This is a genomic window from Pseudomonas sp. PK-RTE-24, assembly GCF_054052265.1.
Genome location: NZ_CM133224.1, coordinates 2,695,427 through 2,711,261 on the forward strand (window position 1 = coordinate 2,695,427; position 15,835 = coordinate 2,711,261).

Sequence of the window (15,835 nt, forward strand, 5' to 3'; positions counted from 1 at the left end):
TTGCGTATCGAAAGATATGCCTCAGCGCCGCGCCACATCGGAAAAATAGAACTTGTCCAGCGTATGCCGCGATTCGGTGTACTCGAACTGGCGGCCGTCCTGCAGGAAGGTCTGGTTGCTGACCACGATGACATGGCTCTGGCCGTCGAGGTCCAGATGGTGGTGGTCGTCCTTGCTGCACGGCACGGCTTCGATGGTGCGCTGGGCGTAGGCGATCTGCAGTTGCAGGGTCTGTTCGATGTGGGCGTAGATCGAATGTTCGGCGATGTCTGCAGACAGGTCGGGAATCACCTCGCTGACGAAGTGGTTGATGTCGAGGATGACGCGTTTGCCGTCGATGCGCCGCACCCGCTTGATCCGGGTGATCGGGCTGCCGGGCTCGGCATTGATATGTTCAAGCAATGCACCTTCCAGCGGCACCTGACACATCTCGACCACTTCGGTGCTGACGTCGTTGCCCAGTCGCGGGTGGGTCTCCTGGAAACTGACGATGCCGCCGAGCTGGAATTCGATCGGGTTGGTCGACAGCACGAACGCGCCTTTGCCGTGAATCTTCTGAGCGAAACCGCGTTCCTGCAACTGGTCGATGGCCTTGCGTACCGTGCCACGGCTGGCCTGATAGGTGTCCATCAGCTCGGTTTCGGAAGGCAGCCGGGCGCCGCGCTCCAGGCGCTGCGTGGTGATGCTGGCAAGCAAATCGCTGTAGATCTGGTTGTATTTGCTCATGGCTGGACTCTGTGCCGACGGTACTCAAAACCCCGAACCTTAAGGGCTGGGTAGGGGTTTGTCCATGCGGACGAAGGAAAACATCTTAGGTCAGAGTAGGAAGAATCCGCATTTTTCTGACGTTCATCCACGGACGCAAACTCGTACAGACGAGTTGTTGCATTAACTCGTACAGACGAGTATTTTTCCTCTCGGCGTGCTGCCAATAACAACAATCCACGACGGAAGAACAAGCATGAGCCATGACTATCCGAACATCGCCAAGGAGCTGCTGGAAAGCCTCGGTGGCCGCGACAACATCGAGCAGGCGGCGCATTGCGTGACGCGTTTGCGCCTGGCGCTGAAGAACCCCGCGCTGGTGAATGTGGCCGCGCTCAATGGCGTCGATCTGGTCAAGGGTTCGTTCTTCACCGGCGGCTTGTATCAAGTGGTCATCGGCCCGGGTGATGTTGAAAAGGTTTATGCCGAACTGCGCCAGCAGACGGGCCTGGCGGCATCGACCATCGCCGACGTTAAACAGAAAAGCGCCGAGAAGATAAACGCCATGCAGCGGCTGGTGCGGGTGTTTTCCGATGTGTTCATGCCGATCCTGCCGGCGCTGATCATTGCCGGCCTGTTGATGGGCATCAACAACCTGCTCGGTGCCAAGGGCATGTTCATCGAGGGCCAGACCCTGCTGGATGCCTATCCCAACCTCGACGGGTTGTGGAGCCTGATCAATCTGATGGCCAACACCTCGTTCGTGTTCCTGCCGGCGCTGGTCGGCTGGTCGGCGGCCAAGCGTTTCGGCGGCAGCGAAATTCTCGGCATTGTCCTCGGTCTGATGCTGGTACACCCGGACCTGCTCAACGCCTGGAATTACGGCAAGGCCGTGGCCGGGCTGGATGGGCAGCAACTGCCGTACTTCGACATCCTCGGCCTGTTCCAGGTGGAAAAGGTCGGCTACCAGGGGCAGATCCTGCCGATCCTGCTGGCGGCGTACGTGATGAGCGTCATCGAAAAATGGCTGCGCGCGCGAGTGCCCAACGCCGTGCAATTACTTGTGGTGCCGATCACCACCATCGTTGTCACTGGCGTGCTGGCGCTGGCGATCATTGGCCCGGTGACCCGGCATATCGGCATCTACATCACCGAAGGGCTGGTGATGCTGTTCGATCTGGCGCCGTTGGTGGGAGGTCTGATTTTCGGTTTGCTGTATGCGCCGCTGGTAATCACCGGCATGCACCACATGTTCCTCGCCGTGGATCTGCAATTGATCTCGAGCCAGGGCGGCACCTTCATCTGGCCGATGATCGTCATGTCCAATCTGGCGCAGGGCAGTGCGGCCCTGGCGGTGTTCTGGATGACGCGCAATGCGCGGGACAAGAGCATGGCCTCGACCTCGGCGATTTCTGCGTATTTCGGCATCACCGAGCCGGCGATGTTCGGTGTCAACCTGCGCTACAAGTTTCCGTTCTACGCCGCGCTGGCCGGTTCGGCGCTGGGTTGCATGTTCCTCTCGCTGAACAAGATCCAGGCCTCGGCCATCGGCGTCGGTGGCCTGCCCGGTTTCATCTCGATCATTCCGCAGTTCATCCCGATGTTCGTCATCGGGATGCTGATTGCCATGCTCGTGCCGTTTGCCCTGACCTGCGTGCTGAGCATGAAGATCGTCCGCCCGGGTTACCGGGTTGCCTGAAATTCAACTGTAGGAGCTGCCGGAGGCTGCGATCTTTTGATCTTGCCTTTCAAAATCGAAAGATCGCAGCCTCCGGCAGCTCCTACAGAGATCGTAAAATTCAAGAGGGAAATCCGCCATGCAAGACTGGCAACGTTCGGTGATCTACCAGATCTACCCGAAGAGCTTTCACAGCCATGCCGGCAACGCCACCGGCGATCTGCTCGGCATCGTCGCCAAGCTCGATTACCTGCAATGGCTGGGAGTCGATTACCTGTGGATCACGCCGTTCCTGCGCTCGCCGCAGCGCGACAACGGCTACGACATCAGCGACTACTACGCGGTCGATCCGAGCTACGGCAGCATGGCCGACTGTGAACTGCTGATCGCCGAAGCGGGCAAACGCGGGATCAAGTTGATGCTCGACATCGTGGTGAACCACACCTCGATCGAGCATGTGTGGTTCCAGCAGGCGCGCAGCAGCCTCGACAACCCTTACCGCGACTTCTATATCTGGCGCGACCAGCCGAACAACTGGGAATCCAAGTTCGGCGGTTCGGCCTGGGAGTACGAAGCGCAGACCGGCCAGTATTATCTGCACCTGTTCGACCACACCCAGGCCGACCTCAATTGGGACAACCCCAAGGTCCGCGACGAAGTGTTCAAGATGATGCGTTTCTGGCGCGACAAAGGCGTCGGTGGCTTTCGTCTGGACGTGATCAACCTGATCTCGAAACCGGCGGAATTCCCCGAGGACGACAGCGATGGTCGGCGCTTCTACACCGACGGGCCGAACGTGCACACCTACTTGCAGCAGATGCACCGCGAAGTCTTCGAAGGGCATGAGCTGATCAACGTCGGCGAGATGTCTTCGACACGTCTGGAACACTGCATTCGTTACTCCAATCCGCAGTCGAAAGAACTGTCGATGACCTTCAACTTTCATCACCTGAAGGTCGATTACCCGAATCTGCAGAAGTGGGTGCGCGCCGATTTCGATTTCCTCCAGCTCAAGCAGATTCTCTCCGACTGGCAGACCGGCATGCAGGCGGGTGGCGGCTGGAATGCGCTGTTCTGGTGTAACCACGATCAGCCACGCGTGGTCTCGCGGTTCGGCAATGACGGCGAATACCGCGAGTTGTCGGCGAAGATGCTTGGTACCGCGCTGCACTTTCTGCAGGGCACGCCTTTCGTCTATCAGGGCGAAGAACTGGGCATGACCAATCCGGGGTTCGAGAGCATCGAGCAATACCGTGACGTCGAGACCCTGAATATCTTTCGCCTCAAGCGTGAAGCCGGGGCAAGCGACCTCGACAACATGGCGGCGATCATGCAGAAGTCCCGCGATAACGGGCGCACGCCGATGCACTGGCACGCCGGGCACAACGCCGGCTTCACTCGCAGCGAACCATGGATCGGTGTGCCGGCCAATGCCGCACAGATCAACGTCGCGCATCAACTGCACGACCCGGAATCGGTGCTGCATCACTATCGGCGCCTGATCGCTTTGCGCCGCACTGAAGCGTTGATCTCCGATGGCGTCTATCGCCAACTACTGCCGGAGCATCCACAGGTCTGGGCGTACCTGCGCGAGGGGACGGGAGAACGCTTGTTAGTGGTGAACAACTTCTATGGCACTGCCTGTGAGGTCGAGCTACCGGCGCTGATCGGCGAAGCCCAGGAGCAGCGCCTGCTGATCAGCAACTACCCGGACTGCCCGCAACGCACGAGTTTGCTGCAGTTGCGACCTTACGAATCCTTCGTGCTGCACCTGACCGACCCCTGATTTTTTAACTGAATAACAACCTTTGAAAAAACACGCAGAACGCTGCGCGGGGGATTTGTGCGCGCTGAATTCCTGCAACCACACAATAAAAACAACGGGTGGCATATATGAGAGCAACCATAAATTACAGCCTGGCAGTCGCGGGGATTTGTCTGGCAATGCCCACGTCCTCACAGGCGCTGGAGTTCGGCGGCTATCTGCGCAGCGGTGTCGGAACCTCGGTAAACAGCAGCAGCCAGTCGTGTTTCCAGTTGCCCGGCGCGCAGACCAAATATCGCCTCGGTAACGAGTGCGAGCAGTACGGTGAGCTCGAGCTGCGCCAGGATCTGTACACCCTCGAAGACGGCTCGGTGCTGAGCGTCGACGGCATGGCATCGCTGTACAACCGTTACGACCGTAGCCTGACGTTCAAGGAAGACAACGGCTCGATTCGTTTGCCGCAGGCTTACGCGCAATGGTCGGCGATGCCCGCGCTCAACGGCGGCTCGCTGTGGGCCGGTCGGCGCTACTACAAACGTAACGACATCCATATTTCCGATTTCTATTACTGGAACCAGAGCGCCACCGGTGCAGGCATTGAAGACGTGTTGCTCGGTGGCCTGAAATACAGCTACGCCTTTTCGCGCAAGGACAACCTTTACCAAAAGGATTACATCAACCGCCACGACTTCAACGTCGGCGGTTTCAACAGTAACCCGGGCGGTGAACTTGAGTTCGGCCTCAGCTACATCGACAAGCCCGACAGCCGCGACGCCCACCGTGGCTGGGCGATTACCACCCAGCACGTGCAGCAGGACTTCCTCGGCGGCAAGAACAAACTGGCGCTGCAATACGGTGAAGGGCCGGGCACCGGATTGGGCTATACCGGTAACGTCAGGCTCGATGACCGCAACAAGAGTTATCGGATCGTCGAGTTCTTCGACTGGCAACTGACTCCGCGTTTTGGCGGACAATTCCAGGCGGTGTATCAGAAAGATATTCGTCAGGGCGGCGCCGATCAGAACTGGCTGTCACTCGGTGTGCGCCCGGCCTATGCACTGAGCGAGCAGTTCAAACTGGTGACCGAACTGGGTCACGATCAGGTCGAGGCGGCGGACGGCACGCGCAAGCTGAGCAAGTTCACCTTCGCGCCGACCTGGTCACCAAAAGGCCCGGAATTCTGGGCGCGGCCCGAGGTGCGTCTGTATTACACCTATGCCAGCTGGAACCAGGCAGCCAAGCGTGCCGCCAACCTGTTGGCCAAAGGTTCGGCGCTGTCCGACACCGGCGCCTTCGGCAACGCACGGCACGGGGCCAATGTCGGGCTGCAGGTTGAATACTGGTGGAAATAAGCAAAGCGGCTGCGACCGCTCATTCAATCAATACACGCTCAGGTGATGTCATGGCCACACCCCAACAATTGCAGCTGCTGGCTCCTTTATCCGGCGTGCTGATGGCGCTGGACCAGGTGCCCGACCCGGTGTTTGCCGGGCGGATCATCGGCGACGGTTTGTGCATCGACCCGACTTCGTCAACGCTCTGCGCACCGCTTGCAGGTGTGGTCAGCGACGTGCAGGCCAGCGGGCATGCGCTCACCATCACCAGTGATGCGGGTGTTCAGGTGTTGATGCATATCGGCCTGGACACGGTGAATCTCGCCGGCGAAGGATTCACCCGCCGCGTTGACGCGGGGCAGCGGGTCGAAGCGGGGCAGGCGCTGATCGACTTCGATGCTGACTACATTGCCCTGCACGCGCGCAGTTTGTTGACCTTGATGCTGGTGGTCAGCGGCGAGCCGTTCGATTCACTCGTTGGCTCAACCGGGTTGGTCGAGGTGGGCCAGCCAGTGCTTGACGTCGTGGTCGGCGCAGCCGCCGGCGAACATCCTGCGCCGGTGCCGGGCGACGCGGTGTTCTCGCAGCCGATCCATCTGCCCAATCCCAATGGCCTGCACGCGCGGCCGGCGGCAGTATTCGCCCAAGCGGCCAAAGCATTTTCAGCGACCATCCATCTGCACAAGCTGCACGCGCAAGCCAACGGCAAATCCCTGGTGGCGATCATGGCGTTGCAAACGGCCCATGGCGACAGTGTGCAGGTCAGCGCCGAAGGCGAAGATGCCGAAGCAGCGGTCGCAGCGCTGACACGCTTGCTGAGCGAAGGCTGCGGCGAAGCGGTGACAGCGCTCGCACCGGTCGAAGCCGACGCAGCAGAAATGCCGAACATCCTGCGCGGTGTCTGCGCCTCGCCCGGTTCGGCGTTGGGACAAGTCATGCAGATCGTCGAAGCGTCGCTCATGGTCAACGAGTTCGGCGCCGAGCCGCCAGTTGAACTGGAGGCGTTGAGCCAAGCACTGATCGAAGCCGACATGGCCCTGCAACATCTGCGCGACACCGCCAGCGGCCAGGCGCAGGCGGAGATCTTCAAGGCGCATCAGGAACTGCTCGCCGACCCGAGCCTGCTGGATCAGGCCCGGGCGCTGATCGACGCGGGCAACAGCGCGGCGTTTGCCTGGAAGACCAGCACCGACGCAACGGCGGCGATGTTTCGCTCGCTGGGCAATGCCTTACTGGCTGAGCGCGCGGCGGATCTGGATGATGTCGGCCAGCGCGTGCTGAAGCTGATCCTCGGTGTTCACGAGCAGACGCTGGAGTTGCCGGACGACACCATTCTGATCGCCGATCAGCTGACCCCGTCCCAGACCGCCGGGCTCGATACGCGCAAGGTGCTCGGGTTTGCCACCGTCGGCGGTGGCGCCACCAGCCATGTCGCGATCCTCGCGCGAGCCTGCGGTTTACCGGCGATCTGCGGCATGCCGGCGCAAATGCTCGGGCTCGGCAACGGCACGCGGGTGCTGCTCGATGCCGACAAAGGCGAATTGCAGTTGCATCCGGACGCCGAGTCCATTGATCAATTGCGCACGCGGCATGAGCGCCAGCGCCAGCGTCATCAGCAGGAACTGGCGCAGGCCAGCGAGGCGGCCTGCACCCGTGACGGTCAGCACATCGAAGTCACCGCCAACGTTGCCTCGCAGCAAGAAACCGCCCAGGCCATGGAGCTGGGCGCGAGTGGCGTGGGGCTGCTGCGTTCGGAGTTTCTCTACCTGGGCCGTCAGCAATCGCCGAGCCATGACGAACAGGTGGCCACTTATAGCGCCATCGCGCGCACCATCGGGCCGGCACACAATCTGGTGGTGCGCACCCTCGATGTCGGTGGCGACAAGCCGCTGGCTTATGTGCCGATGGACAGCGAAACCAATCCTTTCCTCGGTTTGCGTGGTATTCGTCTGTGCCTTGAGCGACCGCAACTGTTGCGCGAGCAGTTCCGTGCAATCCTCGCCTGCTGTGAACTGACGCGTCTGCACATCATGTTGCCGATGGTCACGAATTTGGCCGAACTGCGTCTGGCGCGGCAGATTCTCGAGCAAGAAGCGCGGGTGCTGGGCCTGGCGCACCTGCCAAAGCTGGGAATCATGATCGAAGTGCCTGCCGCTGCGCTGATGGCCGATGTGCTGGCGCCGCACGTGGATTTTTTCTCCATCGGTACCAACGACCTCACCCAATACACCCTGGCCATGGATCGTGACCATCCGCGTCTGGCCAGTCAGGCGGACAGTTTTCATCCCTCAGTCCTGCGCCTGATTGCCATGACGGTGAAGGCTGCGCATGCCCACGGCAAATGGGTCGGCGTCTGCGGCGCCATGGCGTCTGAACGCCTTGCCGTGCCGTTGCTGCTGGGGCTGGGTGTGGATGAGCTGTCGGTGAGCGTGCCGTTGATTCCGGCGATCAAGTCGGCGGTCCGCGAAGTGGATCTGGCCGACTGTCGAATCATCGCCGAACAGGTTTCGAACCTGGAAAGCGCCGCCGACGTGCGCGCAGCCTTGCAGCAGTTTCATGGGGCGAAAGTCGATGCCTCGCCGGTTATGGAGAATTGAACATGTTCGACAAATTGCAGCAGGCATTCTGGAAAGCACTGACACCGGATCTGGTCCCGGATGAGGTGAAAGCCATCGCTGAACCGGTTGCCGGCCTGAGCGCCGAGATTGTTGCGGCGCTGGGCGGTGTGGATAACCTCAAGTCGCAGCAACCGGTGGCGCTGACTCGGGTGCGCGTGGCGCTGCACGACGAGGCCCGGGTCGACCGTCAGGCGTTGAATATGGCCGGTGTGTCGGGCGTCATGTGCCTTGAGGGCGGCGTGCTGCACCTGATTACCGGGCTGCGCGCATAAGGCCGACAAGACGTGCGGCCGCAGGTCGCCCTTACTGTTTCTCAACTGCGGGTGTATCGTATTCGCCTTTTGCGGATCCCTCGGGGTCTGTCGCTGATACGTGAGGTAGTTGAGTTCATGTCCTTTACCCGTCGCCAAATCCTCGGTGGCCTGGCCGGTCTTGTTGTCGTTGGCGTGGGCGCGGGAGGCGCGTCGCGTTACTGGCTGGGCAAGATGGCCGACGCCGAGGCCGGCCACGACTATGAACTGATCGCCGCGCCGCTCGATGTCGAGCTGGTGCCGGGCCACAAGACCGAAGCCTGGGCGTTCGGCCCGTCGGCGCCGGGCACCGAGTTGCGCGTGCGCCAGGGTGAATGGTTGCGGGTGCGCTTCATCAATCACCTGCCGGTGGCGACTACCATTCACTGGCACGGCATCCGTCTGCCGCTGGAAATGGACGGCGTGCCCTACGTATCGCAGTTGCCGGTGCTGCCGGGCGAATACTTCGACTACAAATTCCGTGTGCCGGACGCCGGCAGCTACTGGTATCACCCGCATGTCAGCAGCAGCGAAGAACTCGGACGCGGGCTGGTCGGGCCGCTGATCATCGAGGAACGCGAGCCGACCGGTTTCAAGTACGAGAAAACCCTGAGCCTGAAGAACTGGCATGTCGACGAGCAAGGCCAGTTCGTCGAGTTCAGCATCCCCCGCGAAGCGGCCCGTGGCGGTACCGCCGGGCGCTTGTCGACGATCAATGGTGTGCCGCTGCCGGTGATTGATCTGCCGGCCGGGCAGGTCACCCGGGTGCGTCTGCTTAACCTCGACAACACCCTGACCTATCGCATCAACATTCCCGGTGTCGAAGCGAAGATCTACGCGCTGGATGGCAACCCGGTCGAGCCCCGCCCGTTGGGCAAGGAATACTGGCTCGGCCCCGGCATGCGCATTTGCCTGGCGATCAAGGCGCCGGCGGCCGGTGAAGATTTGTCGCTGCGTAACGGCCCGGTGCGTCTGGGCACGCTGCGTTCAGTCGCCAACACCGACGCGCCGACGGACTGGCCGAAAGCCCTGCCGGCCAACCCGGTGGCCGAGCCGGACCTGGCCAATGCCGAGAAACTCAACTTCAATTTCGAATGGGTCGGCTCGGTCTCGGTGAACACCGAAAACGGCAAACCGCCGAGCCTCTGGCAGATCAACGGCAAGGCCTGGGACATCACCGACAAGACCTGTGCTGACCGACCGATTGCCAGCCTGAAACTGGGCCAGAGCTATATTTTCGAATTGAAGAACATGACTCAGTACCAGCACCCGATCCACCTGCACGGCATGAGCTTCAAGGTGATCGCGTCGAACCGGCACAAAGTCGTGCCGTATTTCACCGACACCTATCTGCTGGGCAAGAACGAGCGTGCGCAAGTGGCGCTGGTGGCGGATAACCCGGGGGTGTGGATGTTCCACTGCCATGTCATCGACCACATGGAAACCGGCCTGATGGCCGCGATCGAGGTGAAGTGATGCGCCAGATCCGCCCGGCGGCGATCATCGACCGCAGCCGCGACCGCGACTTCATGCGCGAAGCCTTGACCCTCGCCGCACAGGGCGCCGCCCTCGGTGAGGTGCCGGTGGGCGCGGTGCTGGTGCACGATGGCGTGATCATCGGTCGCGGCTTCAATTGCCCTATCAGCACCAGCGACCCGAGTGCCCACGCCGAAATGGTCGCGATCCGCGCCGCCGCGCAGGCCGTGGATAACTATCGGCTGCCGGGCAGCACGCTGTATGTGACGCTGGAGCCTTGCAGCATGTGCGCCGGGCTGATCGTGCATTCGCGGGTGGCGCGGGTGGTGTACGGCGCGCTGGAACCCAAGGCCGGGATTGTGCAGAGTCAGGGGCAGTTTTTTACCCAGGTTTTTTTGAATCACCGGGTGTTGTATGAGGGCGGGGTGTTGGCAGAAGAATGTGGTGCGGTGCTGACCGAGTTTTTCCGCGCCAGGCGCACCAAAAGCCCCTCACCCTAACCCTCTCCCAGGGGGAGAGGGGACCGACCGAGTTGGATGGACCAAATCCGCCGACCTGAAATACCGAGTCGGACTCAAGTTTTGAAAAGCTCAACAATCAGCCCCCTCTCCCATGGGAGAGGGCTGGGGTGAGGGGTAGGCCCACCGCGGTCATGGGAAAAAACGCTTACTTCCTGGCGACGATAACTGCCCGCATCGGCGCCGGCAGCCCTTCAATGGTTTTGCTGTGGTCCTCGGGATCAAGAAAATCACTCAGCGACTGATACTTCATCCACTCGGTCCCGCGCTGTTCCTCAACCGTGGTCGTGCTGACATCCACGCAACGAATATCGCTGAAACCCGCCCGTCGCAGCCACAATTCCAGCGCCGGCACCGACGGCAAAAACCACACGTTGCGCATCTGCGCGTAGCGATCTTCCGGCACCAGCACCTGATGCTTGTCGCCTTCGACCACGAGGGTTTCCAGCACCAGTTCGCCGCCCTTGACCAGGCAATCCTTCAGCGCCAGCAAATGCTCGATCGGCGAGCGACGGTGGTAGAACACGCCCATGGAAAATACTGTGTCGAAGCCTTCCAGATTCGGCGGCAGGTCTTCAAACGGGAACGGCAGGTGCCAGGCATTCGGCTCGGACAAGTAACGCTGCACCGCCTGGAACTGGCAGAAGAACAACCAGTTCGGGTCGACCCCGATCACGCTGTCGGCGCCGGCGCCGAGCATGCGCCACATGTAGTAGCCGTTGCCGCAGCCGACATCGAGGATGCGTTTGCCCTTCAGGTCGAGGTGCGGGGAGACCCGCGACCACTTCCAGTCCGAGCGCCATTCGGTGTCGACATGCACACCGAACAGGTCGAACGGCCCTTTGCGCCACGGCGAGAGGCCCATCAGCGCGGTGCGCATCTGTGCGCGGGTGTCGTCGTCGCAATCGGTGTCGAGTTTCAGGCCGTTGAGCAGGTCGACTTCGCTTGGCTGGATCTTCGGCAAGGCGTCCAGCGCACTTTGCCAGCGCTCCAGATCGCCGTGGCCTTTGTCCATTTTCTTGTCGAGTTGCGCTTGCAGGGTGTTGGCCCATTCGGCCAGCGGAGTACCGGCCAGACGCCGGGCGAGGGGGGACAGATCAATCATGGCAAGGCAATCAACGAGGCAAAGTTAAGACACTGGAACCACGGCACGACTTTCGAGAACCCGGCGGCCAGCAGGCGTTCGCGGTGTTCTTCGAGGCTGTCGGGCTTCATGACGTTTTCGATGGCGCTGCGCTTCTGGGCGATTTCCAGTTCGCTGTAGCCGTTGGCGCGTTTGAACGCTACGTGCAGGTCGGTGAGAAGGGCGTGTTCTTCGGCATCGTTGAAGCGCAGCTTTTCCGAGAGAATCAGCGCGCCGCCGGGCAACAACGATTGGCGAATCCGCGAGAGCAATTCAGTGCGCTGATCCGGGGCGATGAATTGCAGGGTGAAGTTCAGCGCGACTACGGAGGCGGGCTCAAATTGCAGCGCGAGGATATCGCCCTCAATTACCTCGACCGGCAGCAGTTCCTGAAACATCGAATCCTGACCATTGAGATACTCGCGGCAACGCTCGACCATCGCCGCCGAGTTATCCACAGCAATAACCCGGCAGCCGTCGGTGCGCACATGACGGCGCAGGGCTTGAGTCACTGCGCCGAGCGACGAGCCGAGGTCGTAGAGCACGCTGTTCGGCTGGGCGAATTGCGCCGCGAGCACGCCGAGGTTTTCGACGATGGTCGGGTAACCCGGCACCGAGCGCTTGATCATGTCCGGGAACACCCGCACCACGTCTTCATTGAAGGCGAAGTCAGGCACCTGGGCCAAAGGCTGGGCGAATAGGCGATCGGGTTCTTTGCTCACGGCGGCGTCCGGCGGTGTCGGTGGAAAAGGCCGGCATTTTAGCCAAAGTGGCGCGGGGATGCTTGGGTTGTCTGATAAAGCACCGAACCGGGTGTAATTCTCGCCGTCTGGGATATGGCTTTCGCGAGCAGGCTCGCTCCCACAGGGGGGGCGCGGTGATCTGTCGGAGCGAGCCTGCTCGCGAAGAAGCTGCAGTCAGTTCACCGAAATGGCGCAGTCGAAGGTCTCAACAGGCAGCACTTCCGGTGCCCACGGTTGTTGCGAGGTCAGGCGCAAACGCCCGGTGCCTGCTGCAAAGGCCTGGAAGCGCCAGGTCGAAACCCCCGCTGCGCCAACCACGCCGGCATCTTCCGGATTGCTGTAAACCTCGGGGCTGAGGGCGCGCAACACGCCGCCAGCTGAATCCTGAATCGCCCAGCGGTAGCCGGTGGTCGGGTTGCTTGGCAGGCTGATGATCAGGTTTTGCCCGACGTTGAGCCGCACGGGACATTCGCTTTGTTTTTCCACAGTCACGTTGTGTTTCGGTTGCGTGGCGCAGGCCGCCAGCAAGGAAAGGGCGAGGGGGAAAAACAGGCGAATGGGGGACATGAGGTCAGCAGCTCCGGCGGTTACGACGAACGGCGAGCATAACTGAAGATGGGACAAAGTGTGACGGTCAGGGAGTTCCGTGTTGGCAGCACTGAAGCCATCGCTGGCAAGCCAGCTCCCACAGGTTTCTCGGTTGACCACAAGATTTGTGGGCACATTGAACATTGTGGGAGCTGGCTTGCCAGCGATAGCGGTACATCAGGCACTACATGATTGTCAGAAGAGCACCTTCGCCACATCCGCAAACCGCTTGGCAAAGTGCACGGTTATCCCTTCCTTCAGATAATCCGGCAATTCCTCAAAGTTACCCCGGTTCGGTTCCGGCAGAATCAATTCGAAAATCTTCTGCCGGCGCGCTGCGATGACCTTTTCGCGCACGCCGCCGATCGGCAATACATGCCCGGTCAGGGTCAGTTCGCCAGTCATCGCCACGCCTTTTTTCGGCGGTTGATTGCGTGCGAGCGAGAGCAGGGCGCTGGCCATGGTCACGCCAGCGCTCGGGCCGTCCTTCGGTGTTGCGCCTTCCGGTACGTGCAGGTGGACGAAGGCTTCGTCGAAGAACTTCGCATCACCACCAAATTGCTTGAGGTGCGAGCTGACGTAGCTGTAGGCGATCTCCGCCGATTCCTTCATCACATCGCCCAATTGCCCGGTGAGCTTGAAGCCCCGGTTGAGCGTATGAATCCGCGTGGCCTCGATCGGCAAGGTCGCGCCGCCCATGCTGGTCCAGGCCAGACCGGTAATCACGCCGGTGCCGGACAGCACTTGCTCATTGCGGAACACCGGATGGCCCAGCGAGGCTTCGAGGTCTTTCGGCCCGAGTTTGATCACCGCTTTCGGATCGTCGATCAGCTTCATCACCGCTTTGCGCACCAGTTTGCCCATCTGCTTTTCCAGCTGCCGCACGCCGGCTTCGCGGGCATAGCCATCGATCAGTGCTTTGAGCGCGCTGTCGCTGATGCTCAGGCTGCCTTTCGATACGCCGGCCTTTTCCAGCAGTTTCGGCCACAGGTGACGCTTGGCGATGGCGACTTTTTCTTCGGTGATGTAGCCGGACAGGCGAATCACTTCCATCCGGTCCAGCAGTGGGCCGGGAATTGAATCCAGGGTATTGGCGGTGCAGACGAACAGGACTTTCGACAAGTCCATGCGCAGGTCGAGGTAGTGGTCGAGGAATTCAACGTTCTGCTCAGGATCGAGAGTTTCCAGCAGCGCCGAGGCCGGGTCGCCCTGGTAGCTCTGGCCCATCTTGTCGATTTCGTCGAGCATGATCACCGGGTTCATCACTTCGACGTCTTTCAACGCCTGCACCAGTTTGCCCGGTTGGGCGCCGATGTAGGTGCGGCGGTGGCCCTTGATTTCGGCTTCATCGCGCATGCCGCCGACGCTGAAGCGATAGAACGGCCGCCCGAGGGATTCGGCGATGGATTTGCCGACGCTGGTTTTACCCACGCCCGGTGGGCCGACCAGCAACACGATCGAGCCGCTGATCTCGCCTTTGTACGCACCGACGGCGAGGAATTCGAGGATGCGATCCTTGATGTCGTCCAGACCCGCATGGTGCTTGTCGAGGATTTTGCGTGCGTGCTTGAGGTCGAGTTTGTCCTCGCCGTACACGCCCCACGGCACCGATGTTGCCCAGTCCAGATAATTGCGCGTGACGGCGTATTCCGGCGAGCCGGTTTCGAGGATCGACAGTTTGTGGGTTTCTTCCTCGAGGCGCTTCTGCACTTGCGCCGGCAGGGTTTTGCCTTCGAGGCGCTGCTGGAACTGTTCGAGGTCGGCGCTGCGGTCGTCCTTGGTCAGGCCGAGTTCCTGCTGGATGACCTTGAGTTGCTCCTTGAGGAAGAACTCACGCTGATGCTCGCCGATCTTGCGGTTGACTTCGGCGGAAATTTCTTTCTGCAGGCGCGCGACTTCGACTTCCTTGCGCAGCATCGGCAGGACTTTTTCCATGCGCTTGAGCATCGGCACGCAGTCGAGCACTTCTTGCAGCTCGGGGCCGGTGGCGGAGGTCAGCGCGGCGGCGAAGTCGGTCAGCGGCGACGGGTCGTTGGGGCTGAAGCGGTTGAGGTAGTTCTTCAGCTCTTCGCTGTACAGCGGGTTGAGCGGCAACAATTCCTTGATCGCATTGATCAGCGCCATGCCGTAGGCCTTGACCTCGTCGGTCGGCTCGGTGGGCTGGTGCGGGTATTCGACTTCGACCAGGTACGGCGGGCGATGGTGCTTGAGCCAGGTCTTGATGCGCACGCGGCTCAGGCCCTGGGCGACGAATTGCAGTTTGCCGTTTTCGCGGCTGGCGTGGTGCACCTTGACCAGCGTGCCGTATTCGGGGAGGGCGCCGGTGTCGAAGTGGCGCGGGTCTTCCTGGGGCGTGTCCATGAAGAACAGGGCCAGGGAGTGGTGTTCGGATTTGCTGACCAGTTCGAGGGTTTCGGCCCACGGTTCTTCGTTGACGATGACCGGCAGGACCTGGGCCGGGAAGAACGGACGGTTGTGGATCGGAATGATGTAGACCTTGTCCGGCAGGTTTTGCCCGGGCAGCGCCAGGCCGGTGCCGGAAGAGGTGTGTTCGATGTGGTCGGTTTCGTAATCGTCGTGGTTGTCCGGGCGATCTTGCTGGTCGGTCATGGGGCACCTGCGCAATGGGGTATGGGGTGTTAGATGGGGCAGGGGTGGGGTGGTTTCAATGGGACGGGTGTGTTTCTGCGTGTGTGTTCAGGTTTGCAAAGTTTTTGACCTTGTTAACCTTGGCGGCCGTTGGGCCGGTGGCAAGATCCTTCAGGTCGGCACGGATGCCTAGTGGAATCTAACAATGTCTGTGCATAACTAGCGAAAAACGCGAGTGTTGGTTAGCTTTAACTATTAAATGGAGTTTTGATGGGTTCCGTTCGGCTTATTTCGAACTGGCCTTGAGCCCCTGTAATTTCTGACAGTAGACAACTGACTCAATCGGCCGAAGATTGCGGTTCAATCTCGAACGACAGAGAGGTGTTCGAGAATTTACCAACGTCAAGG

The 15,835-nt window shown here is 60.8% G+C and carries 12 protein-coding genes; 7 read left to right on the forward strand and 5 right to left on the reverse strand.

All coding sequences use genetic code 11. From position 1 onward, the window contains the following. Positions 1 to 21 precede the first annotated feature (21 nt). Positions 22 to 726: a trehalose operon repressor gene (gene treR / locus ACV8MC_RS12165; protein ID WP_056790138.1), complete on the reverse strand. Its 705-nt coding sequence runs from the start codon at positions 724 to 726 to the stop codon at positions 22 to 24. Between the two features lie 235 nt (positions 727 to 961). Here treR and treP point away from each other — a divergent pair, with 235 nt between their 5' ends. The 7 genes from treP (at position 962) to tadA (ending at position 10,366) form a co-directional block, all read left to right on the forward strand. Next, entirely contained in the window at positions 962 to 2,404 is a 1,443-nt protein-coding gene (gene treP / locus ACV8MC_RS12170) for a PTS system trehalose-specific EIIBC component (protein WP_041479919.1), read from the forward strand. 118 nt (positions 2,405 to 2,522) lie between these two features. Then, the gene (gene treC, locus ACV8MC_RS12175; protein ID WP_457265389.1) at positions 2,523 to 4,169 is read left to right on the forward strand and encodes an alpha,alpha-phosphotrehalase; all 1,647 of its coding nucleotides are present in this window, start codon (positions 2,523 to 2,525) and stop codon (positions 4,167 to 4,169) included. 107 nt (positions 4,170 to 4,276) lie between these two features. Next, positions 4,277 to 5,500, forward strand: a complete 1,224-nt coding sequence (locus tag ACV8MC_RS12180; protein ID WP_150741874.1) for a maltoporin — start codon at positions 4,277 to 4,279, stop codon at positions 5,498 to 5,500. A 50-nt stretch (positions 5,501 to 5,550) separates the two neighbouring features. After that, complete coding sequence (gene ptsP / locus ACV8MC_RS12185; protein ID WP_457265391.1) at positions 5,551 to 8,079, forward strand: phosphoenolpyruvate--protein phosphotransferase; 2,529 nt, start codon at positions 5,551 to 5,553, stop codon at positions 8,077 to 8,079. Between the two features lie 2 nt (positions 8,080 to 8,081). After that, a complete protein-coding gene (locus ACV8MC_RS12190; RefSeq protein WP_252884793.1) occupies positions 8,082 to 8,372 on the forward strand; it encodes a PTS transporter subunit EIIB in 291 nt (96 codons plus the stop codon). 117 nt (positions 8,373 to 8,489) lie between these two features. After that, a complete protein-coding gene (locus tag ACV8MC_RS12195) occupies positions 8,490 to 9,866 on the forward strand; it encodes a multicopper oxidase family protein (protein WP_457265393.1) in 1,377 nt (458 codons plus the stop codon). Continuing rightward, positions 9,866 to 10,366, forward strand: a complete 501-nt coding sequence (gene tadA / locus ACV8MC_RS12200; RefSeq protein ID WP_375122623.1) for a tRNA adenosine(34) deaminase TadA — start codon at positions 9,866 to 9,868, stop codon at positions 10,364 to 10,366. Before ACV8MC_RS12195 ends, tadA begins: the two co-directional genes overlap by 1 nt. Before the next feature lie 166 nt (positions 10,367 to 10,532). Here the strand turns inward: tadA and cmoB are convergent, their stop codons facing one another. From cmoB to lon, 4 genes are all read right to left on the reverse strand, one after another. Beyond that, the gene (gene cmoB, locus ACV8MC_RS12205; protein WP_095181720.1) at positions 10,533 to 11,489 is read right to left on the reverse strand and encodes a tRNA 5-methoxyuridine(34)/uridine 5-oxyacetic acid(34) synthase CmoB; all 957 of its coding nucleotides are present in this window, start codon (positions 11,487 to 11,489) and stop codon (positions 10,533 to 10,535) included. Beyond that, positions 11,486 to 12,229 (reverse strand): carboxy-S-adenosyl-L-methionine synthase CmoA, encoded by a 744-nt coding sequence (gene cmoA, locus ACV8MC_RS12210; protein ID WP_252878841.1) that lies wholly within the window; start codon positions 12,227 to 12,229, stop codon positions 11,486 to 11,488. Before cmoA ends, cmoB begins: the two co-directional genes overlap by 4 nt. Positions 12,230 to 12,424: 195 nt before the next feature. Next, positions 12,425 to 12,817: a protease inhibitor I42 family protein gene (locus ACV8MC_RS12215; protein WP_252868225.1), complete on the reverse strand. Its 393-nt coding sequence runs from the start codon at positions 12,815 to 12,817 to the stop codon at positions 12,425 to 12,427. Positions 12,818 to 13,033: 216 nt separating this feature from the next. Next, complete coding sequence (lon, locus tag ACV8MC_RS12220) at positions 13,034 to 15,448, reverse strand: endopeptidase La (protein ID WP_122602379.1); 2,415 nt, start codon at positions 15,446 to 15,448, stop codon at positions 13,034 to 13,036. Between the last annotated feature and the right edge of the window lie 387 nt (positions 15,449 to 15,835).